The sequence below is a fragment of the Ignavibacteriales bacterium genome (assembly GCA_016700155.1).
Lineage (GTDB): Bacteria > Bacteroidota > Ignavibacteria > Ignavibacteriales > Ignavibacteriaceae.
On record CP065001.1, the window covers coordinates 3812200 to 3834797 of the forward strand.

Here is a 22598-nt window from a genome sequence, read left to right on the forward strand (position 1 = left end):
GTCATCCTGAAAAATGTCATCCTGAACTCGTTTCAGGATCTGTATCAGTTCCAGCATTTTTCTTCTTCATTCAAGATTCCGAAATGAATTCGGAATGACACATTGCTATAGTGGTCTCGCCAAACCTTGTCCTCCTCAACAATGTCATCCTGAACCTGCCTTGCCGTCAGGCAGGCTTGTTTCAGCATCTGCATACTTAACAGAATACTTTTTCACCACTAAGTCACTAAGAGCACTTAGAATCACTAAGCCACTTCCATTCCGCGTTTCCCACTTCAACGTTCAAAATTCAAAACTCAACATTACTCCACTTTTCCTTCCAGCATCAGGTATCCTGTATCCGGCATCGACCTCCATCCTACCTCTGACATTTGACCTCTCACGTTTCACCTCTTAAAAAACTGCGGCAGCTTCCTAACATTCTTAAAAAACAACGTAAGCCACGGAACCGAAAACCCGTTCAACATCAGCGCCCGGTAGTCCTCACTGCTTTTCCTGATAATATTCCCCGCGCTCTTATTACTCGCACCGCCCGTTCGCATCTTCACAAAAACCTCAGGGACGTACTCAGCGGATACTTCACCCTTATGTAAAAACCGCAGCACAATATCATAATCAGCGGCTATACGGAAAGAAGTATTGAACAACCCCAGCTCGTCATACACCTTCCTCCTGACATAAAACGCCGGATGCGCCGGCATCCATCCGAAGAACAGACTGCTGTGACGGTAAACACCCGACTTCCAGTACCGTACAACATTACCGGTATTATCCCTGGAAACATACAACAGGTCTCCGAACACACAGTCGCAGTTTTTTTTATTAAAAACATCAGCGGCTTTTTGAAGCACATCATCCGAAGCAAGCATATCATCCGAATGAACAAACACGATCACATCACCCGTTGCGAGTTTTATTCCCTTATTAAGAGCGTCATAAATTCCACTATCCTTTTCACTCACCCACTTGCTCAAACGGGATTCATACCTTCTTATAATATCAACAGTACCATCAGTCGAACCGCCGTCGACGATTATATACTCAACATCGCCGTAACTCTGCGCCGTCACACTTTTGATGCAATCCTCAATGTGCGCTTCGTTATTATATACCGCGGTGATAACTGTAAACTTCATTAATAATGTTAAAGGTTAAGTGTTAAATGCTGAATGAAGAGTTGAGAAATTATAGTTAATTGTAAGTGTTGAATTAAAACATTAACGACTTAGATGCACTAAGTTTAAAAAATCCTTTGCGGCTTTGCGTCTTTGCGAGAAACTTTCCCTCACCATTTTCCCTTTCACATCAACAATCCTCCCTGTCATATCGAATCCCCATCAATGCTATTACATTCAAGGGGTGAGATATCTCCTAATCTATTCATCCGGATTTCTCCTCACCTGACGAAAACTTTGGTTCGTTCGAAATGACATTTACCTTCCCAACTTTCATTTTACATCAACCATCTTCCTTCCCAATCATTAAGCACTTAGCATTCAACACTAAACATTATACATTACTCTATTACTCGTGCTTTCACCTTCACCGCCGGATTTCCCTGGTATATCATATACGGTTCCGTATCCTTTGTCAGCACACTGCCGACTGTCAATATACTGTGCGACTTTACCGTCACACCCGGACAAACAACACACTGCGCACCTATCCACGCGCCTTCCTCAATCTTTATCTTCCCGACTATCAGATCAAAAGTTTCCTTCTTGTAATTATGATTTCCCGTTAACAGCATCGCGCCCTGTGATATACTTACATTATCCCCTATCTCCACTTCGGCAAGATTATCAATCCATACATTCTCACCTATCCACACATGATCACCGATCTTCAACAGCCAGGGATATTTTATATTTACACAAGGTTTGATATTAACACCCTTACCGACCTTAGCTCCGAAGAACCTTAACGCCATAACCTTAAAAGAACTCGGCCATGGCAATGAAGACTTTAATAACAACGCGTTCTTGAAATACCACACAAACCGTTTGAACACACTCCCCGGCTTGTACCAGCTGTTATCGAATTTATTTAGAGCTACTTTTTTCATTTGTTTATTCCTTAGCGGCTTTGCGACTTTGCGTGAAATTTTTTTTCTCTCTCGCCAAGACGCGAAGTTTTATTTCTTATTCATTCTTGAAATTAAAAACGACCCCATTCTCAAATTTTTAGTCATGAATCTGGAGACTGAATCCGGAATAATAGATAGCAATTTTGATTTAATTCCACTTGCCGGGATTGGAAGTATCTCCGCTTTATTTCCGTTTATAAAAGTTTTCTCAACCCGAAAATACTGCGAGACAAATTTTTCCCAGCTTGATGGAGTATAAAATCTTGCAAGCGCCCCATCACAAAAATTCTGAACAGTTTTGTGCAATGATTTGGTTTTAAATATATCGCCTTTCAATAATCCCAGGAACAGGAATCCAACCAGATAATAATTAAACCAGCCGCGGTGATAAACCATCACAACCGCTTTTCCTCCCGGTTTTAATACTCTGTTCATCTCCTTTAAAACATTAAATGTGTTTGCCGTATGATGAATAACACCCCAGCTCCAGATGAAATCAAATGAGTTATTTTCAAATTTCATCTCCTCCGCATTCATTTGAAGAATATTTCCGTTTAGCTTATTTATTTTCAATCTGGTGGATGTGCTCTTAATTGCATAATCGGTAATATCAATACCCGTGTAATCGGCACAGTATTGTGAAAGTAACTGAGCATGACTTCCGTTCCCTACTCCAATTTCAAGAACCTTTTTATCCCTTAGTTCATTAAAGGGTATAAGATCATCAAATGGAATATTCTTCCAGGGAGCAAATGGTTTTACATTTTCAAAAAATCTTTTATCTATCTCATCATAAAATTCTTTTGTGAATTCTTTCCGCTCTATTCCGTCATGCCAGTCATAACGCATCGGATTGTTTTCCCAAAATTCTCTGTCGGCTTTTAACCATTCATCCCTCTCTTCTTGTGATTGAGGTAGTTTTTCCGGATTGTTAAATGAGTTTGGATTAAATGATCTAAATGTGTTATTCATAATTGTTAATAATATTACTTTTCAAATCTTCCCAATATATTTACTCTAAGAAAAGAAAGAATATTGTATCTGTTTACTATTCGTTCATAGGCAACTCCAATAAGAAACGGAACTATATGGAATTTAAGATACATCGGTTCAGTTTCTATTAGTTTAATTTCGAATTTTGAGAAACCAACCTGCTTTGATAGAGACATTAGTTTATGTTTTGAATTCATTCTATAGTACGTTTGGTAAGGTTCATGAGTCTCTTTGGGGAGTCCCCTTACTTTATTAGATACTTTTACGTGTACCCAGTGTGGGGTTAAATATGATATCAGAGGCACATAATGATTTCGATTAGGTGTTCTGAAAAAAAAAGAACCATTGGGTTTCATTACTCTATGAACTTCACTTAAAAAAATGAGTGGAGTTTCAATATGTTCTAATACAAAATCTGAAATTACAAAATCAAATGTTGCATTATTAAATGGAAGCACACCATTTTCTATTACATAAGCTTCATCGAGATCAGAATTCCCTAAAACTAAAGGATCAATATCTGCGCCAACATATCTTTTTACTTTACCCTTCAATTTTCTGTTTTCTTCAATCGAGGTTGGCCCAGCACCAAGATTAAGAACGACGCTTTCATAGTTCAAATGAGAATTAATTAATTCATAAAATATTCTCGTTCCACTTTTTGCTCTATCAGAATAAAACTTTTTGAAAACCTTTTCCGAAATCATAAATCAATGTCATAATGATTTTTTATAATCTGGGAAATACTTTTTTTCTCCTTCTTTGAGAGAGATTCAAGCTGATAGACTTTTACATCAACTAAGAACCTATACCAAAATGCATGCAAATAGTGAAAAATAAATCCTTCTTTACCGTCAAGAAATCCGAATTTAAAAATGTACCTGTGTATATAGTATAACAAGGGGCGAACAAATAAAGGAACTTTGAAATAAAATTTTTCCTTTAGCCAGCGTTTTCGCTCAGTTTTGTTGCCGAACAGATTTGCAACACTATCCAGTTTATTAAGATTGTGCTTTGCGATAAGGAACTCAACCGCTTCACGCGTAGAGTAATTATTATGCTTCGTTGTCCATAATGTAATATTCTGCTGCCTGTCATAATTCGCCTCAATTACATCTATGCCTGAGATTATTGTTTTACCTTCAACCTTAATATGTTCATCCATCCACCTGTCTTCCATTCGTCCACGCGACTTTTTATAAACACGCAAAAAATAATTGGGATAAAATCCGCCGCGTTTTATCCACCTGCCCATAAAATATATTTTCATCTTAACATAAATGCCGTCATATGAATCACTGCTTATCAACTTGCCGAGTTCTTCAAATCCTTCCTTTGTCCAGCGTTCATCTGCATCTATTCTTAAAATCCACTCATTACTTATCTCAGTGTTTTCTGTAGCCCATATAAATTGTTTTGCCTGGTTTATAAATTTGTTCTGATAAGTTTTACAACCATAATTCTGTGCAATTTCAATTGTTTCATCAGTTGAAATCGAATCAACTACAATTATTTCATTAACATAATCTTTAATCGATTCAATACAGGCAGGCAGATTGCGTTGTTCATTAAATGTTAGAATTATAGCAGTAACTTTTAGAGGCATTTCCATATCAATTCTTATAAGCTGCAATTTGAATTAATTTTCCGATGGGCCATTTGGATTCTTTCTTCATAGAATTAAAACCAGCACTGCCTAGTAAAGGTCTTAGCAAAACAAACGAACCAAAACATATCATTATATGTCGTACGTTCTTTACAAATCTTCTTAAAGAATTTCGTTCAAAATTCCGGTTAACAGATTCGATTCTAAATCCGGTGTCCTTCAAAATTTTTCTTAAACCTTCTTCACTATAAACAAACAAATGCTGCAAAGCATCATACCACTGTGAATGACCTGACAAATATTTTTCTTCCTTCACATTACCCATACCTGTATCGAGAATAAATAAACCGCCAGGTTTTAAACAAGAATAGATTGACTTCAGTAAAGTGTAAGGCTCAGGAACATGTTCAATTGTTGCCCATAATGTAACAACATCAAACGCAGACTTATATTCAGGTTTGCCGACGACTTCTTCTATTGCTTTACACTCAGCCTTTACTTTTAAAACTTCTGTTGCATACTTTATCCCGGACTCAGAAACATCAATACCTTGGGCATGCATTCCTGCTTTAACACACTCCTGCACAAAAAAACCTTTACCGCATCCCACATCAAGCAGCTTTATATCTTTATTATTTACCTGTTCACTTATTAAAACTGCTTTGGTACCAAAATCGGCTTTCATCCTTTCTTCAACCCAATCATACGTTCCGCCCTGCGTATCAGAAAGATGGAATGAATTATAATAGTCATTCAATTGTTTTGTTGATGGCTGTGGTAAAACCTGTGAAGTATTACAATTTGAACATTTATAATATCTGTATGTATTGCTTGTAACCTCTTCAGAAACGTTGTTACCGCAAATAAGGCATTTCAATTTATTCTCTTTCACTAAGCATTTCTTCGAATGTTGTTTTGAATTGTTTTGCTATAGCTGACCAGCCGAATTTTTCTGCTATCAATCTTCTTCCGTTATTACCCATCCCGGCAACATCAGAACCGAGTAATTCTTCAATAGCCTTTTGAAACTGTTCACTTGTATTTTCTACCCACTTACCGCAATTAAATTCCTCTACTATCTCCCAGGGTGTTCCGGTACTTGCAACAACCGGAGTCCCTGCGGCAAGTGCCTCTGCATAAACAATCCCGAAATTTTCATTGTGGGACGGTAAAGCAAAAATATCAGCGTTTGAAAAAAAATCTATTTTCTCCTGAACATCATTTATCTGACCTGTGAAAAATACACTATTCGACAAACCATTTTGAATAGCTGTTTCCTCCAGGTTTCTTTTTTCACCGTAATCTTCACCTGCAATTAATAACGCAGTGTCCGGATATTTTTCAGTAACACCTTTAATAGCTTCAATAAGAATATCAAATCCTTTTTTAGAATGAAGCCTTCCCATAGAAACAATAATGTTTGAAAAATTTTTACCCGAAGTATATCGTTTATAATACCTTCTATCCTTAAAACCGTTAACCGATTCAAACTGATTAAGATCAATTCCGTTTGCAATAACATTCACTTTTGAACCGGGGAATACAGCAAGAACCTCGTTCTTTTCCTGATCAGATGTAACATGCCAGTGAATTTTATCAGCATAAGGTTTTATAAAAAACCTTAACCACAATTTCTTAAATGAACTACCGGCATTTAAGCACCACTCACCAAGCTGACCGCGAGGTGAGAATATTAACGGTTTTAAACTTTTTTTTGAAAAATAAAAAGTTAAAACTGTGCTTAATGAAAATACCGATTGTGTATAAACAATGTCTGAATCCTCAATGTCCTTTTTTAGACCGCCAAACATTTTATATGAAAAACCATTCTTAGTCGATGGAGAATAATATTTTATAAAAAAGTTTTTCGTATGCTCAATAAACATATTTGTTTTAACATCAAGACTTTCATCGCCGTTTGCGTCGGTTGTTGAAACATAAATCTCAACACCTAACTTTGATAATTCCAAAGCATTGTAATAAGTGGAAAATATGGGACCACCATAGTAAAAAGCAGGATAAAAGGATGGACTTATGCATGCGATTTTCATTTGTCTTAAACTACAACTTTTGCGTGTTAAAATACCGAGTGGCTGTTAGTGTTGCTACGGATGTCAATATTAAAGCTGCAAAACCAGTCGCGAAACCTGCACCCCAAAAACCGAAAACATTGTACAACGGAAAGATTATTGATGAATAACCTATTATCTGCATAATGCGCGGTAAAATCATACGACTATGAATTCTTTCTGACATTGTAAATACTTTTATATTTTCAAACCAGATTATAGAAAAGAAATAAATTGCAAATCCTGTTAACAGCGCGTCTCCTGTCCGGTATTTCAATCCTAGTAAGGTGGTGATCGCAAAATCCTTTAATAACCATACCAATAATGTAAACGCAAACGCCAAGGGGATGTAGATGATTGAAATTTTTTTGATAAGATATAGAAAGTAACCCGAAGTTTTTCTAAGCTTTGTGTAGTAAGACAAAAGTACCGTTTGAACAGGATTCAAAATAAAACCGAGCAGTCCTTCAACTATATTACGTACCGTAAAATAAATACCTAGGGAATCCTTACCGGCAAGAAATCCGACTAAAGCATAATCTAACCTTGTTATTGAATGTTCAAGAAAGTTTAAAACCCACATTGAAGATGAAAATTTCCAAAGTTCTTTAAAACTAGATCGGTTAAAATTTAATTTTAATTCCGGTTTTACCTGTGAATATGTAATCGTTATGAATATAACAGCTACAGTGAAATCGCGTAGTATAAGTGTATATAGATCAGCAAATAGAAAAAACCAGGTATATGCAAACCCTAATCCCAGAATCGTAGAAACAAATCTTGATGTACTTATTTTTTTATAATTGAACTCTGTTTCAAGTTTTGAATAAAACATCAGATTGAACAATGATAATATTTTTGAACACATTATTAGGAAAAGTGGGACAATAAAATGTGATGTCCATTGTGGTTCTATAAAACTTAATACAAAGAAAAACAGACAAAATAAAATCACTAAAAACACAGATTGGAAAACTATCGCTGTAAGTGCAACATTGTAACTATCATCTTCATATTTTTTTGAGATAACAAACTGGTTAAAGCCAAAACTCAGGAATGAAAAAGTCAATTCGAAACTTACTATGATAGTAGCATAATCTCCCATTATCGAAGGCCCAAGATGGCGCGCAAAAAATATTGCCGTAAAAAAATTTATCAGCCCGATGATAAGGTTTATTACAAAAACCCAAGAAAAATTTTCCTTTAATTTTCTTTTAACCGCTAAATTATCTTGCATTAGTCTATAATTTGAGAATAAATATTTTTCATCCTGCTGTAATCATATTCACTTTTTATTTTTTGCTGGGCTTTTTTTCCGAGTTCTTTTCGCAATTCCGGATCCGCTGCCAGATTGATAATAGCTTCTGCAAGTGCTTTGTAATCTTCAACAGGATAAAGTATTCCTAGTTTGCCCATTTCTGTAATTTCAAAAGGACCTGTGTGACAGTCAGCCGCAATACACGCTTTCCCGCTTCCCATAGCTTCAACAAGAACATTAGGAAAACCTTCGTGCCGTGATGAAAGCACACATATATCAGCCCATTTATAATATGGAAATGGATTACTTTTGAATCCTTCGAACGTAACAACATCATTTAGTCTAAGTTCTTTTTGTAAGTCTTTCAACTTTGTTTTTTGCGATCCATCACCAACTATAATTAATTTTAGATTGATCTTTTCTTTAACTAAATGAATCGCTCTTAACAAAAGATCAAATCCTTTTTGCAATTCAAGCCTTCCAACCGCAAGAACTTTTAAGATATTTTCTCCTGTGTTTTCGACACTGAATTCATTTGACTTGTTTTCGATGTCACTTAGATCAATTGAATTGGGAAGCAGTTCATATTTAGGTCCTTTACCAATAAATAATCTGAGAAACCGGACATTTATTGATGAGTTTGCTGTTATGATATTTGCTTTGGGATATAGTTTTTTTATAGCAATTAAAGTGAGTTTATATTTTAAAGTTGTGAGTTTATTCTTTTCAAGTTTAAATCCTGTCGGGAAATAGTTTCGTTCACTGATTATGATTTTCGAATTTATTTTCTTCGGACTTAGAAGTAAAGCTGCAAGATTAGCATATAGTGACCATCCAAATACAACATCTGCTTTAATCTTCTTTAAAACAAAATATAGTTTCATCAGGAAAACAGGATTTGAAGTTTTGCCATTTAGCTTAAAGACTTTAATGTTATCATTCAGATGACTCAGTAAATTGAGTCGTGGACTAAAAATAATTACAGAGACTTTGTTACCAGCTTCTGCGATAGAGTTTGCAACTCTAAGAAATGATTGTTCTGAACCGGCTGGTGCTAAAGATGGTACAAGAAAAACTACAGTCTTCAATTCAATTTCTCATATTTTTTTTGCGATAACACAATAGCCTAATGTCCACTGGGCAAATGATCCCATAACACCTTTCAAACCATCACCCGTTTTATCTGGATTGAGTGACTTAAAATCTTTCACAATCAAATAATGAATTTTGTTCGAAAATTCAAGTAGCTTTTTGATTAACCAACTCACAGGAATAAATATCTTCCCTACAATCGGAATTCGTATTAAAAATTCACTGATGTTAAGTCCATATTGAAATCCTATTGTATGTAGAATTGACCAGCTATTACCTCGTCGTTTCAATCTTATAATATTTATCTCATTGTTCTTTAACAATCTCTCCATTTGAAATTCTGTATAGCGGAAATGATCATTAGGTATTTCATGCATTGGATAATTAAATGGCCACGTAATAAGTAGTGTGCCGCCGGGTTTAAGGATACGCGAAACTTCCCTTATCGCAGTGAAAGGGTCAGGAATATGTTCAATTACTTCTGTGAAAAGTACTAAATCAAATTGTTCATTCTCAAAGGGCAGAATTTCAGAAGTAAGCATTACATCCGTTTTTCCGCTTCTGTTCTCTACATCTGCTGTGATGATTTTAGAAAAACGAGATTCATAGTATTTCCGGTAAGGTTGCATACCACAGCCGAGATCCAGTATTGTTCCGCTGGGTTTTTCAAGTGATGTAAAAAAATCCGAAAGAAAATTGTCTATGTAAAAATCATTTATTGAATTAATCATTTATTGTTTCAAGCCATTTCGTAAAAACATAAAAAGTCCATAACAGACGCCAGCTAATTTTATTTTCACGGTGCTGCTTCCACAGCTCTTCTACAACTGAAAGATTCCAGTACTTCGAATTCGAACTATCAAGCACAGTTTCCCGGAATGTTTCTTCAAATTCATCCTTCATCCATTTATCCAATGGAAAATCAAAACCTTTTTTTGGTCCATAAAGTGTTACGTCCGGTAATGGAATTGGCACCGCGTCAGCCAGTAGTGATTTAAGATATTTATTATAAACTTTTTGTTCTTTGGTAAGATTAAAAACAAATTCAAAAAGATTGTGCTCTAGGAATGGAGTACGAACTTCAATTGAATGTGCCATTGAAAAATTATCTATTGATGGAAGAAGTTGATTCATTAAATAGAACTTCGATTCAAGATAACTGGCGGCCTGAAAATCATCGTTCAAAAAATTTGTATAAGGAAAAATTCTATCAAGGTTTTCAGTCTCAAGTTTTAACTGACCGCTTGGTAACAATGAATTGGAATAATTAAATGGTAATAGGTTTCTTGAAAACTGGTAAGCCCTGCTGTATCCGTCGCCTGAACTAAACATTTGTTTAACTCTTCCGTGTTTTACATTGAAACTACCATTTATCAGCAGACCAGCTTTAAGAAAACTTCCAACCCTTGATAAAATTTTAAGGAATTTAAATCTTTGGAATGAACGATAACCTCCAAATAGTTCATCACCGCCGGTTCCGCTCAGCCAGACTTTTCTTCCAAACCTTTGCGCAATATCGCTTACAAAAAAAGTGTTATAACCATCTATTTGGGGCTGATCCATCACATTAAAATACGTTGGAAGATTTTTATGAAAATAATCCGCCTTTAAGTTTTCAGAATAGAATATTGTCTTAAAGTAAATCGCGGCACGTTCCGCGTCCTTTGCTTCGGCAAAAATATTTTCATCGAAATCTAATGTAATGGGATAGATGTCATGTTTATCGAGAAATGTGATTACACTTAGTATTGCATTGGAATCAAATCCCGCGCTCAGGAAAATGCCTAATGGTACATCGCTCACCAATCTTGACTTAACTGCTTGCTCGAATAAAAATTTAGTTTTCTCAATTACTTTTTTTTGATCCCAGTTTACTGTCTCCGGCGTTTTATGAAAAATTTTATCCAGTGACCAGTACACCCCTTGTTTTACTTCACCGCCATTTTTTATTTCCATCCAGCTGCCAGGCTCCAACGCAAATAAATTTTTTATAATCGTTTTGGGTTGTGGAATTATTCCAAGTATATTAAAACAGGCAAGTGATTCTAAATCAATTTCATAGTTTCTTCCAGAATTTTTGATTATTGTTTTTAACTCTGATGAAAATTCAAGGGTTTCATTATCGAGACGATAGTATAGTGGCTTTTCCCCGAATCTGTCCCGCGCAAGAAAACAATCTCCTGTCCGAACATGAATAATTCCGAATGCAAACATTCCGTTTAAAAGATCAAGACAATCTTTGCCGTACTTAAGGTAAAGATAAAGCAATACAGACGTATCGCTGTGTGAATTTACACCGGGAATATTCTTAAGATGCTCTTCATATAAATTTTTGTAATTATAAATTTCTCCGTTAAACACCAATGCGTATTCATGATTAGAATCAAAGTAGGGTTGTCTTGCTTGTAAGCTTGTATCAATTATTGAAAGACGAGTATGAATAAGTGCAATTCTTTCATTTAGAAAGAAATCATTTTGATCTGGTCCTCTGTGGTTTAAATATCTTTTAGCATAATCAATTCTTTGTCTGATTTTACCTTCTTCAAAGATATTTTTGTATTTAATTACACCTAAAAAGCCGCACATATTATCATTTCTTTGAACAATAATAACCAATGAGATAGCTGAATGGAACTAGCTTGATCAAACCACCGAAATACAAGGTAAATGTTCCGCCAAAGTATAATAACGTCGGCAGAATAGTGAGGTATACAAACAACCATGTCAGATAGTTCTTTGAAGAAAAGATAAGTTTATAAAAGTATGCGAAGAAAATTCCAAAAAAACCTATGACAACCACTCCGGCAAAACTAAAATTTAAATATGCTTCTCCTATAAAAGTGACTGAGATTGATGTTATGTCATCGCGTGGATATAGTATTCCAACAGCATGTCCAAATTCGTTCCCATAATGAAATTCGGGTTTGCCTGGCCATAAAAATCTTGGTACTATAGAATAAACTGCGGAAACATAATTTTCTCCAGGAAATGACTCCCACTTACCATGATTTTTTATACTCACCGCTCCGGTGATAGATTCCATCAGATTTATTCGTTCTAATAATCCTCCGCTTTCATTCTGATTCATATCCTCAAATTCTGTTAACTGTCCTAAAAATTCAGGATTCGTCAATACTTCAATTGGATTGACGGCACCTAATCCACCTGCTTGCAAGAGATAGCGGTAATAAAAATTGAAGGGAAAATAGAGCATTAAAAATATTATGAAAGTTAGGATTACTTTTTTAGAAGGCAATTTTAATGTCATAATATTGTAAACAATAAATGGGTATAAGAATGCCATTATTGTCTGCTCTTTTCTTCCCGAGATCAACCAGTATAACAACTCTGACAACCCTATAGTTAATGTTATAAAACTCCATTTACGTTTTGTGCGACTTTCTCTTTTTGCCCATAAGGCTATAGCTGCGAGACAAAGAGCATATAATGGAAACTCTTCGACAGTGTAGAAGATACTGTAAAATGGCCCCTTTAAATCTTCAACTTGTGTTGCCCGGGAAATCTGAAAATAACCGCCACTTATAATTATCAAAAAACGTGATATGTAACCAGCAATTAAAAGCCCAATAATTGTCTTTGTAATTCTGGTTTCATTAAAGCTTGGGGTTACATCAGCAAGCTTTAGATGTTTTGTTTTACCATATACATATTTATATCCCCAATAGTAAAATAGAAGTGAAATTAATACCATGAGAATAGCAGAATTGATATCTGCGTACATTGCTTTATTAACAAAACTATTTTTATATGAAAGAAGTATCGAAGGAAATCCAAAATGAAGTATCGTTAAACCAGAAAAAATTGAACGCGGTGAAAACAAATTCTTTTCCAGAAAATCTTTTTTAAAAATCCATCCGGCTGTAATTATAACTGCATCTGCAGTAAATAATAAAAACCAATTAAGAACTGGTTTCTCTAGCACAGCAAAAGGATATATTGAAGCCAGTACTACTAATACCCCAATAACCAACATTAACATTTGTCTACTAAACTCTCCGGCTCATTCGTTTTTAAATATGACTTTTCCACAAAAACAGCTTGTTTTCCTCATTTCCGTGTTTACACGTCTCATTTCCGGACTTACTTTTATTGTTTCCATAATTTCCTCTCTCATTTCCAAACCTACTCATCTCATTTCCATACTTGCGCGGTTCATTTCCACAATTACTCTGTTCAAATCGGCAAATACTAAGTTCATTTCTGCAATGACTTGGTTCAATTCCCAAACTTCCCCTCTCATTTCCGGCTTTCCCCGTCTCATTTCCAAAACTTCCAGCCTCATTTCCATTCTTCCCAACCCCATTTCCAAACTTCCCAACTCCATTTCCAGGTTCTCCAATTCCATTTCCATCCCGTATTTCCTCCATTCACTCATTCATTCTTCTTGTTCTTTTCCTTCCTGCATCCAGTATCCGGTATCCAGCATCTTGCATCCAGCTTCCTCTTCCCTTCCTTCAACATTCATTATTCCTTGTTCGGTACCTGTCCGCCATGGCGGATTCAATATTCACTTCTGTAATTTCTCATTCATTCTTTTTTTTCCCTTCCAGTATCCTGCATCCAGTATCCGGCATCCGGTATCCAGCACTATCATTCATTCATTCAAACATTCTTTCTCTTCCCTGAGATTTCTCTCTTCGTTCGAAATGACAATACGCTTCTGTTTTCTCTCTCCGCCTTCGCGTCTCTGCGTTTAAAACTCTTCTTCCTTTTCCTTCCCTCCTAGTCCTTCAACATTTCACTTCTTCGCAGATTCCGGACTCCACCAGAGGCGGATTAACAAAGCCGGAATGACGGGCTGCTTTTGTTTTCTCTCTGTGCCTCCGTGTCTCTGTGGTAAACAATTTCTTTCTCTTTCCTCCTTGTCCTTCAACATTTCACTTCTTCGCAGATTCCGGATCGTTGTCCGGAATGACAAAACGCTTTTGTTTTCTCTCTGCGTCTCCGTGTCTCTGCGTTTAAAATTCTTCTTTTTCTTTTCCTTCCTTCAACATTCATCATTCCCTGTTCAAGATTCGATATTCAATTAAACTTTTCTTTCACTTCCCTGAGATTTCTCTCTTCGTTCGAAATGACAATGCATTTCTGTTTTCTCTCCGTGTCTCTGTGGTAAAAAATTTCCTTCTCTTCCTTCATCATTCATCATTCCTTTTTCTCTTTCCTTCCTGTATCCGGTATCTTGCATCCGGCATCCTCTTCCTTCAACATTCATCATTCCGTGTTCAGAACCTGTCCGCCGTGGCGGATTCGATATTCAATCATTCATTCTTCTTTTTCCCTTCCAGTATCCGGTATCCGGTATCCAGCACTCTCCTTCATTCATTCAATCAAACATTCCTTCTCTTCCCTGAGATTTCTCTCTCCGTTCGAAATGACAATACGCTTCTGTTTTCTCTCTCCGCCTCCGCGTCTCTGCGTTTAAAACTCTTCTTCCTTTTCCTTCCTGTATCCAGTATCCAGTATCTTGCATCCAGCATCCTCTTCCTTCATCATTCTCTTTCCAACTCAAAACTCATAACCATTAATTCTCAACTATTAAAACTTTTCCGCTGCCTCCCATTCAGATCTCAATCCTGCGGCGTCGATATGTTCACTAAGAAAATCAAAATTGATCAGCTCACTTGAATTATTAAGAATAGATTTAATATCCGAAAGATGTTTCTGTGCATTGCCCTCTCTGAAAAACTCTAACTTTTTTATGATGACATACTCAGGCGGCGCGACGAATATCATACTGCCGGCAAACTCAATCTGCTTTCTGTTCTGCATTGCCCAATGCTGCAGTTCTTCCTTTCCCGTAAAATAAATATCAGCTTTAAACCCGGTTTCAAGATGGATCAAATTAAAATGTCCCCTTGAATACCTGTTCAACTCAGTAATGATCACATCCTGCGGTGGACAATAAAACTCTTTTGACGGAAATGCTTTAACAAAATCCCCAACCTGTGAGATGCTGAGATTCACAACGAGATCAATATCGTGAGTCAGCCTCGGATCACCATATACTATTGACGCTACAGAGCCTGTTATAAAATACTCGATATTATTTTTAGTTAATACCTCGGTGTATAATGCAAACAGGTTAATCTCTTGCATGGAGAAATATCCTTCTTAATTTTTCCTTTAACTCCGCCTCCGACAACTCCGGATGAAATTTTTTAAGAGAATTCATCTTAAGTTCCTTTGCGGAATGATAAAGCCTCAATGACAACATCAGTTTTTTATCTGCTGATAATTGTTTCATATAATTCTTCATAAATAATTTCTCATCCGGTTATATTAAAAGCCTTTTGCTGTTCAAAGTTACCTGTTCTTTTTCTTTGCTGAGATTTCTCCTCACTGGGTGAAAACTGTTGTTCGTCGAAATGACAGTGTGTTTCTGTTTTGTCATATTGAATCCCCGTCATTGCTATTTCATTTCGGGGGTGAGATATCTCTTACACATCGGCATTGAGATTTCTCCTCACTTCGTGAAAACTAGGGGTTCGTTCGAAATGACAATTTGTTTCTTCTTTGTCATATCGAATCCCCTTCATTGCTATTTCGTTTCGGGGGTGAGATATCTCTTACACATCGGCTTTGAGATTTCTCAGTCTATGACTCCTACGAAATGACAGTGTGTTTCTGTTTTGTCATATCGAATCCCCGTCATTGCTATTTCGTTTCGGGGGTGAGATATCCCCTCAGATTAAACCACCCGACAGATCCTTCCATTCTGGGTTCATACTTAAGACCAGCCAATTCTTCTTTTCTCTCCTCCACTTTTTTATTTCTTTCTCTCTTCTGATTGCCGCATTAACATCCGAAGTCATTTCAAAATACACGAGTTTATCAACATTATACTTTTTTGTGAATCCTTCCACCAATTTATTTTTATGTTCATATACCCTTCTGTTTAAATCGTTCGTCATACCTGTATACAGAACTGAATTGTTCTTATTTGTTAGCAGGTAGATGTAGTAATTATGATTTTTCATCTCTAACCAACTGCTTTGAGATTTCTCCTCACCTCGTGAAAACTCTGGTTCGTTCGAAATGACAAGTTGTTTCTTTTTTTGTCATATCGAATCCCCTTCATTGCTATTTCATTTCGGGGGTGAGATATCTCATCACTTTTCTTTTACTTTACCTGAAATTCTTTCTTCATTTGAAATGACAATGCACTTCCTTTTTTTCTCCGTGTCTCTGTGGTAAACAATTTCTTTCTCTTCCTTCCTAGTCCTTCAACATTTCACTTCTTCGCAGATTCCGGGCTCCACCAGAGGCGGATTAACAAAGCCCGAATGACGGGCTGCTTTTGTTTTCTCTCCCCGCCTCCGCGACTCAGCGTTTAATTTTCTTCTTTTTCTTCCTTCTTCATTCATTATTCCTTGTTCGATATTCGATATTCAATCAAACATTCTTTCTTTCACTTTCCTTCCTGCATCCAGTATCCGGTATCCTGTATCTGGTATCCAGTATCTTGCATCCAGCATCCCCTTCCTTCATCATTCTCTTTCCAACTCAGAACTCATAACTATTAATTCTTAACTATTGAAACTTTTCAATAACGTTCACCGCCCACAACCTCGACCAGTGTATTCTTCCCGACTCAAACCTGTTAAAAAGATTCTCCACACCTTTTTTGTCAAAGTACCTCAGCTTTCCCGTAAGCAAAGAATCCTTCATCATCACACCAAGCTTCCCGGATTTAATCCAGTCTACGAAAGGAAAAGTAAAACCCATCTTCGGTCTGAACACAAGCTCATTGGGCAGATCGCCCGTTCCCTCAACAAGCATTCGTTTAGGGAAGCGTGTGTCAAAACTTTTATCAAGATAAGGCAGCACCGTTTCATAAAGCTTATGATCCACGAACGGCACTCTAAGCTCAAGTGAGTTAAGCATGCTAAACACATCCGAATCCCGCAGAAGCATACACCCCATATACCACATCGACTCAAGCTGCGATATTTTCTGCAGCGCCGTCAGTCCCTCCGACTCTGTGGCAAATATCATATCCTTCGATGAATTACCGTTAAAACTGAAACCAAGCTCTGATAATTCACTGTCGGTAAACAACCCGCGCTGCATCTTGAAACCCGCATTAACAGTTGATGGGTTGTTCATAACATCAAGCGCTTTTGCGGGCAGACGCTTTTTTAATAAACCCGCGCCCGTACGCATCATCATTCCCGCGAAGGGAATGGTGTTAGCCATTTTAAGTATTCTGTCATACTTCGGCACATTCTTAAAAGACGGGTATCCTCCGAACAACTCATCCCCGCCAAGCCCGGACATTACCACCTTCAAACCAAAATCCTTTGCCGCGTGTGAAATAAAATATGTATTCACACCGTCAATCGTCGGCTGGTCCATCATTCCTATCAGGTCATACATTCTTTCAATTACTTCACCCTCCTCAAGATTGTATTCATAATGCGCGGTGAAATAATGATCCGCCGCAAGCCTGGAGTACTTCGATTCATCCAGCTTGTTGCCCGGGAATGAAATTGAAATTGTTTTTATTTTATGATAACCCGTCTGCTTCATCAGCGATACGATGGAAGTTGAATCAATACCGCCCGATAAAAACGCGCCGACTTCAACATCAGCAACGCAATGTGCTTTCACCGCGTCACATAATGCCTCACGAATAATTTCCTTAGCGTTGTTATCATAAACCTTTTTCTGTGTGTTGTTCTTAACAAGATCAGTAAACGACCACCATCTTTTTATTTCCGCTTTACCGGATGCGTTTACCTTTATCCACGAACCAGGTTCAAGTGATAATGTTTCATTATAAATTGTAAGCGGTGCGGGAACTGAACCCGTCCGGAGGAATGCGTCAACCGCTTTATATGAAACTGTTAAATTATCTTTGTAATACTTTATAGCTTTTAACTCGGAAGAAAAAACAAACTCACCATTGTTATGCAGATAATAGAACGGCTTTATCCCGAACCTGTCCCTTGCAGCGAACAATGTTTTTTCCTTTTCATCCCACACTGCAAATGCGAACATTCCTCTCAGCAGCTTTAAACACTCAGCGCCGTATTCCGCGTAAAGATATAACAGCACTTCAGTATCACTATGTGATCTGAACTTGTTCTTATCTTTGCCTATTTCCTCCTCATTCCCTGTTCCCTCCCCGCTTCCCCCCTTCCCCATACCTTCCCTCAGCTCCTCATAATTATAAATCTCCCCGTTGAAAACGATTGTATAACGTCCGTCACCCGTACTCATCGGCTGATGTCCGTGTTCACTAAGATCAATTATCGACAAACGCCTGTGCGCAAGCACGGCTCTCATATCCGCCGAAGTAAAAATACCGGAATCATCAGGACCGCGGTGCGTAATAATATCCCGCGCTCTGATCACTGCATCGATATCAGTCTGCCGCCCGTTAAAATTCACCGCACCAAAAATTCCACACACTTTGTTAGTTAATGTTTAATGGTAAATGTTAAGTTGTAAATTGAAGACAATTCATTTTGATTGCGCAGTTTTAACAATTGAAGTAAGTATTTTAATTATTTCATCAACTGAAAAGATATAATTAGAATAATCGTCTTTTACCAGATTACTTTCCTGCAAAAGACGTAACCAATACCGCGCTTCTCTTGCCTCTTTGGAGGCGATAGACATTTTGGTCACAAAATCTTTGTGTGTTTGTGCAGCACCGGCTTCTTCCACATTCGCGCCAATACTTGTACCACATCTTAGCAATTGTTTAGAAATAATAAATTCATTTTTTTGATTTAACATTTTATAAAGCTGAATAATATCCAGGGCAAATTGAAATGATTTATCAGCTATCACATTCTTGTTCATTATTGACCTTCACTAACCATTTAACATTCAGCCTTTACTTATTCTCCTACAATTAAACTTTCATATTTGCACTTCATTTAGCATTGAACATTCAACACTCAACATTAAAAAAAATTCCGGCAGTTGCACCGATCCCACTCCCACCCACCAGCCTTCAATCTGCGCGTGAAAAATGAGTGCGGCAAGTACGGCGATAGCGAATGCTGCTTCAGTCCGCCTGGTAAGATCTATTGATGAAGAAAGTTTTTTTGATTCGGAATATCTTTTAAAGAGTTTTATGAAGACGAACATTATGGGCAGAAGAAACAAAGTGAGTCCCACATAACCTGTTTCTTCAACAAGTGCCAGTGAGCTTATCATCTTTTCCCTGTCGAATCTTTTTTCATCACCGAGTATTCTTCCGCGTGTAAGTGAATCTGAGGGTGTTTCACTTATACCGTAACCGATACCGAAAAGTCCGCCGTGCTTAGCCGCTTCAATTGTAGCGTTGATATTTATCTTTCGTCTGTCACCGATTGTGTTTTCAGTTTTAAATGTAAAACTTCTTACCTGTTCACTTGAGAAGTAGAGAACTGTAATAAACACTGCGGCAATCAGTATTGTTACTGCGATTGTCCTCATCCTGAAATTTAAAAGAACAAATACAGCTGCCAGTACAAGCAGAGTTAGTACTGCTCCACGCGAAACTGTGATAATCGTTAAACAAAGATTAAGAATAAGAAGTGAGACGAAAAAGAATAAATGAACTGCTGAAATCTGTTTAACCGGACTGTTGTCATTTTTCTGTCTTCTATCTGAAAATAATTTTATCAATGGATATATTACCGCGGGCATAGTAAACACTAACGCTGAAGCTAATGTGTTCTGATGACCGGCGTATCCCATAAACCCCATTCCGTGCCCACCAGTCCATGCATCATCCGGACTTGAAGTTAACAGTGAATATATACTCACTATCACAACCATAACGTTAGCCGGCAGCAAAAATCCGAACAGGTCATTTTTATTTTCTCGTTTCCAGAAATAACCGAGCAGCACAAGCGGTACAGAGATCAATATGAAATATCCCGCGCGCGTAATTGATACAACCGGATAGGATGACCAGATAGAAGTGAGTAATGCCCATAGCGCAAAGGACAAAATCATTAATGAAATTATTTTAATCTCTTTAGTGAGATGCAGTTCTTTCCGGTAAGAGTGATAAACCGTAAATGCAAGAGTAAGAAAAAGTATTACAGGGAGTATATAATAAAAAAAACTCAGCACAGGAAATGCCCTGCACATAATCAGCATAGCAGTAAGAGGAACTATGAAGGAGATTATTTTATTCAGATTATTGTTCATCGAATGAATAGTTTGAAATTTATTTCCCGCAAAGACGCTAAGCCGCTAAGAAAAAAATAATTATAAAACTTTGCGTCTCTGCGACTTTGCGTGAAATGTCTTTTTGTTTCATTCTCATTTAGTAATAACCACCGCTTTGGGAAAGAAAACCACTAATGTTTTTACTATCGCGAGTGAAAAAATGTATGTCCAGATAAGCAGCAACAGGGTCTTATAGTCGGTAACAACAAAACTTCCTTTGATCAAAAAGAATGACAGCGGGACTATTGTGAGTATCAGAACATAGGACGCCGCAATCTTTTTTTGTTTTGATACTTCGGCAAATTTAAAAAGGAAACCGTTAACCGGGAAGTTGATAACACAATAAACAGCATAGCCTGTTATCATAAAACTGATAATACCAATGAACAATTCCGTGTTGACGGAGGCAGGTATTATCTGCGGTAAAAAATTAACTGCACTCAACAAAGAAACGGAATAGGCAGCAACAAGCAGAAAAAGAATTATAAAAGCTTTTCTAAAAACCTTCATAGAATCTTTTGAAGTTGAACTGTATATCATTTTCTCTACAAGGTTTCCGATGTAGAATATCGGCGCAATCAGTCCCCACGAGAATGTATACGCGTTAGCGGTCTCTATCGGGAAAAAATGATTTACGATATACTTATCAGCGACCAGGGATAACGAAACCGCACTGTTAATTATAAAAGTTGTTAGTCCCAGTTTATAAAGTGTAGCAAGCTTTTTATCAGTATCCGGCTTTTCATATCCTGTTTTCAAACTGCCGGTCTTATGGTTAAAACTTATAAATCCTTTTAGTCCAGCCATAAACCAGATTAATGTTACAAACGGCAGCACTAAAAAAATATCAGCATCTGATATTTTCACCACCGGAATGATTGAGATATGTAAAGCGGCGTTTGTGAGCATCATAACCACATACATTTTTGTGTTGCCGCGAAAAAGATATTGAAACGTAAATATGCCGCCGAGACTTGCAAACAGCGCGTACACAAAAACTGACACTACCTGGTAAAGTTCAGTAAACGGTTCGGATAAAAGATAAAGGATGGTAAAGGTGACACAAACATTTATCAGTACACCGACTGCAACTGTTTTTAACTTTATATCAATTCGTGTGAACGCGTATTCAAATCCAAGCGTCCCGAAAATTATTAGAATCGAGGCAGTGTAATAAGCACGGTTAAAAGTATTGTACTGTAATGATGTAAAGAAGTACGCTATAAGGAGAAGAATAATTTTTTGCGAGACGATGGTCGTCCCGATTAAAAAAAAATTGGGTATAGTAAATATACCCTTATTGAAACCGGAACTAAATTTTATCAAAGATGCAGAAATTATGGAGTGAGAAAAAATTTTTTAGTTTTTCAGATAAACTTCCTAAGACTATCTTCAAAATGTTTTTGAATATCACGTAAACTTAAATCGTATCGGGGGAAAGGTGCTTAATATTTTCATCTTCGATATCATCGATATACGAAAGCTGCATGCCAAAAATTTTTTTTGTCATTCCCGGGATATAGTTAACAGAATGATTGTAAATTTCTTCAATGCTGTATCTTTCTTTATTCAACACATACAAGTCATAATAGTCACGGAATTTTGCTCTGAATGAAAGTACGTTTACCTTCATTGCACAAAGGACCTCCAAATTAGCGGCAAATATATTCCCGAGTATATTCTTTCTGCTATCCTTAAGTACCTGCCAGTCATTAGCAAATAATGTTATCTTCGTACCATTAATAAATAAATCGATATACACAGACGATAAATTGCCGAATTCAACTTCTTTATTCCTGGAAAATTCTTTAATGAATGTATCTGTATTATCGGGCAATTCCGATTTCCAATAAAAAAAATCCAGATCTTCAGATAAGCGATGATTTAAATAATATGCCATTGCGCTTCCGCCGACAAATGTAAACTGCTTTATAAAATTATAGCCCGCCAGTTCAGAAAAAACAGGTTTTGTTTTATCCGTTAAAAAATTCATTTATTCTTTCTGCTCTTGTCTTACCGTGAAGCAGTAAATATTCACTTACCGAGTGGTCGTCGCAAGCTACCTTAAAAATAAATTTTGCCAGGAAATAATTTAATTTTCTTATTCGGACGTCCGGAATCATTGTCTTTTCCCAAACCGACACGCATTTCTCAAACCCGTATTTGTCTATGCCATCTTTGATTCTATCAACATCATCGTATCGCAATAAGTGTTCAATTACAATACTGTCCTTCATGGGAATTTCTTCGTAACTCCAGTATCGGGATTTTGAGTTCATAAGTTTGACCCGGTAAACT

Annotated in this window: 23 protein-coding genes; all 23 read right to left on the minus strand. The window is 36.9% G+C overall.

Translation table 11 applies throughout. The annotated features are described in order from the left end of the window. Positions 1-386: 386 nt before the first annotated feature. The 23 genes from IPM56_15875 to IPM56_15985 all read right to left on the minus strand — a co-directional run bounded on the left by IPM56_15875 (position 387) and on the right by IPM56_15985 (position 22579). Entirely contained in the window at positions 387-1136 is a 750-nt protein-coding gene (locus tag IPM56_15875) for a glycosyltransferase (GenBank protein ID QQS35698.1), read from the minus strand. A 380-nt stretch (positions 1137-1516) separates the two neighbouring features. Continuing rightward, positions 1517-2065: a colanic acid biosynthesis acetyltransferase WcaF gene (gene wcaF / locus IPM56_15880; protein ID QQS35699.1), complete on the minus strand. Its 549-nt coding sequence runs from the start codon at positions 2063-2065 to the stop codon at positions 1517-1519. Positions 2066-2134: 69 nt separating this feature from the next. Beyond that, complete coding sequence (locus tag IPM56_15885; protein ID QQS35700.1) at positions 2135-3058, minus strand: class I SAM-dependent methyltransferase; 924 nt, start codon at positions 3056-3058, stop codon at positions 2135-2137. 14 nt (positions 3059-3072) lie between these two features. Beyond that, the gene (locus IPM56_15890; protein QQS35701.1) at positions 3073-3786 is read right to left on the minus strand and encodes a methyltransferase domain-containing protein; all 714 of its coding nucleotides are present in this window, start codon (positions 3784-3786) and stop codon (positions 3073-3075) included. After that, positions 3783-4691: a glycosyltransferase family 2 protein gene (locus tag IPM56_15895; protein ID QQS35702.1), complete on the minus strand. Its 909-nt coding sequence runs from the start codon at positions 4689-4691 to the stop codon at positions 3783-3785. The genes IPM56_15890 and IPM56_15895 overlap by 4 nt, the downstream gene beginning before the upstream one ends. 1 nt (position 4692) lies before the next feature. Then, complete coding sequence (locus tag IPM56_15900; GenBank protein ID QQS35703.1) at positions 4693-5562, minus strand: class I SAM-dependent methyltransferase; 870 nt, start codon at positions 5560-5562, stop codon at positions 4693-4695. A gap of 1 nt (position 5563) precedes the next feature. Further along, positions 5564-6736: a glycosyltransferase gene (locus IPM56_15905; GenBank protein ID QQS35704.1), complete on the minus strand. Its 1173-nt coding sequence runs from the start codon at positions 6734-6736 to the stop codon at positions 5564-5566. Between the two features lie 10 nt (positions 6737-6746). Continuing rightward, complete coding sequence (locus tag IPM56_15910; protein ID QQS35705.1) at positions 6747-7991, minus strand: oligosaccharide flippase family protein; 1245 nt, start codon at positions 7989-7991, stop codon at positions 6747-6749. Next, the gene (locus tag IPM56_15915) at positions 7991-9100 is read right to left on the minus strand and encodes a glycosyltransferase (protein QQS35706.1); all 1110 of its coding nucleotides are present in this window, start codon (positions 9098-9100) and stop codon (positions 7991-7993) included. Before IPM56_15915 ends, IPM56_15910 begins: the two co-directional genes overlap by 1 nt. A 9-nt stretch (positions 9101-9109) precedes the next feature. Next, on the minus strand, positions 9110-9835 hold the full coding sequence (locus IPM56_15920; GenBank protein ID QQS35707.1) for a class I SAM-dependent methyltransferase: 726 nt from the start codon (positions 9833-9835) through the stop codon (positions 9110-9112). Then, on the minus strand, positions 9828-11690 hold the full coding sequence (asnB, locus tag IPM56_15925) for an asparagine synthase (glutamine-hydrolyzing) (protein QQS35708.1): 1863 nt from the start codon (positions 11688-11690) through the stop codon (positions 9828-9830). The genes IPM56_15920 and asnB (IPM56_15925) overlap by 8 nt, the downstream gene beginning before the upstream one ends. Positions 11691-11694: 4 nt before the next feature. Continuing rightward, positions 11695-13104, minus strand: coding sequence for a hypothetical protein (locus IPM56_15930; protein QQS35709.1), 1410 nt, complete (start codon positions 13102-13104; stop codon positions 11695-11697). A gap of 31 nt (positions 13105-13135) precedes the next feature. Continuing rightward, positions 13136-13492 carry a hypothetical protein gene (locus IPM56_15935; protein QQS35710.1) on the minus strand — a complete coding sequence of 119 codons (357 nt, stop codon included), beginning with the start codon at positions 13490-13492 and terminating at the stop codon, positions 13136-13138. Between the two features lie 659 nt (positions 13493-14151). Beyond that, entirely contained in the window at positions 14152-14340 is a 189-nt protein-coding gene (locus IPM56_15940) for a hypothetical protein (GenBank protein ID QQS35711.1), read from the minus strand. Between the two features lie 108 nt (positions 14341-14448). Continuing rightward, positions 14449-14595 carry a hypothetical protein gene (locus tag IPM56_15945; GenBank protein QQS35712.1) on the minus strand — a complete coding sequence of 49 codons (147 nt, stop codon included), beginning with the start codon at positions 14593-14595 and terminating at the stop codon, positions 14449-14451. A gap of 65 nt (positions 14596-14660) precedes the next feature. Further along, entirely contained in the window at positions 14661-15221 is a 561-nt protein-coding gene (locus IPM56_15950) for a hypothetical protein (GenBank protein ID QQS35713.1), read from the minus strand. Positions 15222-15808: 587 nt separating this feature from the next. After that, on the minus strand, positions 15809-16102 hold the full coding sequence (locus tag IPM56_15955; protein ID QQS35714.1) for a GIY-YIG nuclease family protein: 294 nt from the start codon (positions 16100-16102) through the stop codon (positions 15809-15811). 553 nt (positions 16103-16655) lie between these two features. Beyond that, the gene (asnB, locus tag IPM56_15960; protein ID QQS35715.1) at positions 16656-18518 is read right to left on the minus strand and encodes an asparagine synthase (glutamine-hydrolyzing); all 1863 of its coding nucleotides are present in this window, start codon (positions 18516-18518) and stop codon (positions 16656-16658) included. A 72-nt stretch (positions 18519-18590) separates the two neighbouring features. Continuing rightward, on the minus strand, positions 18591-18935 hold the full coding sequence (locus tag IPM56_15965; protein QQS35716.1) for a four helix bundle protein: 345 nt from the start codon (positions 18933-18935) through the stop codon (positions 18591-18593). A gap of 60 nt (positions 18936-18995) precedes the next feature. Then, entirely contained in the window at positions 18996-20279 is a 1284-nt protein-coding gene (locus IPM56_15970; GenBank protein ID QQS35717.1) for an O-antigen ligase family protein, read from the minus strand. A gap of 114 nt (positions 20280-20393) precedes the next feature. After that, positions 20394-21626 carry a hypothetical protein gene (locus IPM56_15975; GenBank protein QQS35718.1) on the minus strand — a complete coding sequence of 411 codons (1233 nt, stop codon included), beginning with the start codon at positions 21624-21626 and terminating at the stop codon, positions 20394-20396. 94 nt (positions 21627-21720) lie between these two features. Further along, positions 21721-22293 (minus strand): nucleotidyl transferase AbiEii/AbiGii toxin family protein, encoded by a 573-nt coding sequence (locus tag IPM56_15980; protein ID QQS35719.1) that lies wholly within the window; start codon positions 22291-22293, stop codon positions 21721-21723. Then, the gene (locus IPM56_15985; protein ID QQS35720.1) at positions 22274-22579 is read right to left on the minus strand and encodes a hypothetical protein; all 306 of its coding nucleotides are present in this window, start codon (positions 22577-22579) and stop codon (positions 22274-22276) included. Before IPM56_15985 ends, IPM56_15980 begins: the two co-directional genes overlap by 20 nt. Positions 22580-22598 lie beyond the last annotated feature (19 nt).

Excerpts from the sequence above, each read along its gene's own strand:
- IPM56_15875 (QQS35698.1), bottom strand. The coding sequence starts at position 1,136 with ATGAAGTTTACAGTTATCACCGCGGTATATAATAACGAAGCGCACATT.
- wcaF (QQS35699.1), bottom strand. The coding sequence starts at position 2,065 with ATGAAAAAAGTAGCTCTAAATAAATTCGATAACAGCTGGTACAAGCCG.
- IPM56_15885 (QQS35700.1), bottom strand. The coding sequence starts at position 3,058 with ATGAATAACACATTTAGATCATTTAATCCAAACTCATTTAACAATCCG.
- IPM56_15890 (QQS35701.1), bottom strand. The coding sequence starts at position 3,786 with ATGATTTCGGAAAAGGTTTTCAAAAAGTTTTATTCTGATAGAGCAAAA.
- IPM56_15895 (QQS35702.1), bottom strand. The coding sequence starts at position 4,691 with ATGGAAATGCCTCTAAAAGTTACTGCTATAATTCTAACATTTAATGAA.
- IPM56_15905 (QQS35704.1), bottom strand. The coding sequence starts at position 6,736 with ATGAAAATCGCATGCATAAGTCCATCCTTTTATCCTGCTTTTTACTAT.
- IPM56_15910 (QQS35705.1), bottom strand. The coding sequence starts at position 7,991 with ATGCAAGATAATTTAGCGGTTAAAAGAAAATTAAAGGAAAATTTTTCT.
- IPM56_15920 (QQS35707.1), bottom strand. The coding sequence starts at position 9,835 with ATGATTAATTCAATAAATGATTTTTACATAGACAATTTTCTTTCGGAT.
- asnB (QQS35708.1), bottom strand. The coding sequence starts at position 11,690 with ATGTGCGGCTTTTTAGGTGTAATTAAATACAAAAATATCTTTGAAGAA.
- IPM56_15930 (QQS35709.1), bottom strand. The coding sequence starts at position 13,104 with ATGTTAATGTTGGTTATTGGGGTATTAGTAGTACTGGCTTCAATATAT.
- IPM56_15935 (QQS35710.1), bottom strand. The coding sequence starts at position 13,492 with ATGGAGGAAATACGGGATGGAAATGGAATTGGAGAACCTGGAAATGGA.
- IPM56_15940 (QQS35711.1), bottom strand. The coding sequence starts at position 14,340 with ATGATGAATGTTGAAGGAAGAGGATGCCGGATGCAAGATACCGGATAC.
- IPM56_15945 (QQS35712.1), bottom strand. The coding sequence starts at position 14,595 with ATGCAAGATACTGGATACTGGATACAGGAAGGAAAAGGAAGAAGAGTT.
- IPM56_15950 (QQS35713.1), bottom strand. The coding sequence starts at position 15,221 with ATGCAAGAGATTAACCTGTTTGCATTATACACCGAGGTATTAACTAAA.
- IPM56_15955 (QQS35714.1), bottom strand. The coding sequence starts at position 16,102 with ATGAAAAATCATAATTACTACATCTACCTGCTAACAAATAAGAACAAT.
- IPM56_15965 (QQS35716.1), bottom strand. The coding sequence starts at position 18,935 with ATGAACAAGAATGTGATAGCTGATAAATCATTTCAATTTGCCCTGGAT.
- IPM56_15970 (QQS35717.1), bottom strand. The coding sequence starts at position 20,279 with ATGAACAATAATCTGAATAAAATAATCTCCTTCATAGTTCCTCTTACT.
- IPM56_15980 (QQS35719.1), bottom strand. The coding sequence starts at position 22,293 with ATGAATTTTTTAACGGATAAAACAAAACCTGTTTTTTCTGAACTGGCG.
- IPM56_15985 (QQS35720.1), bottom strand. The coding sequence starts at position 22,579 with ATGAACTCAAAATCCCGATACTGGAGTTACGAAGAAATTCCCATGAAG.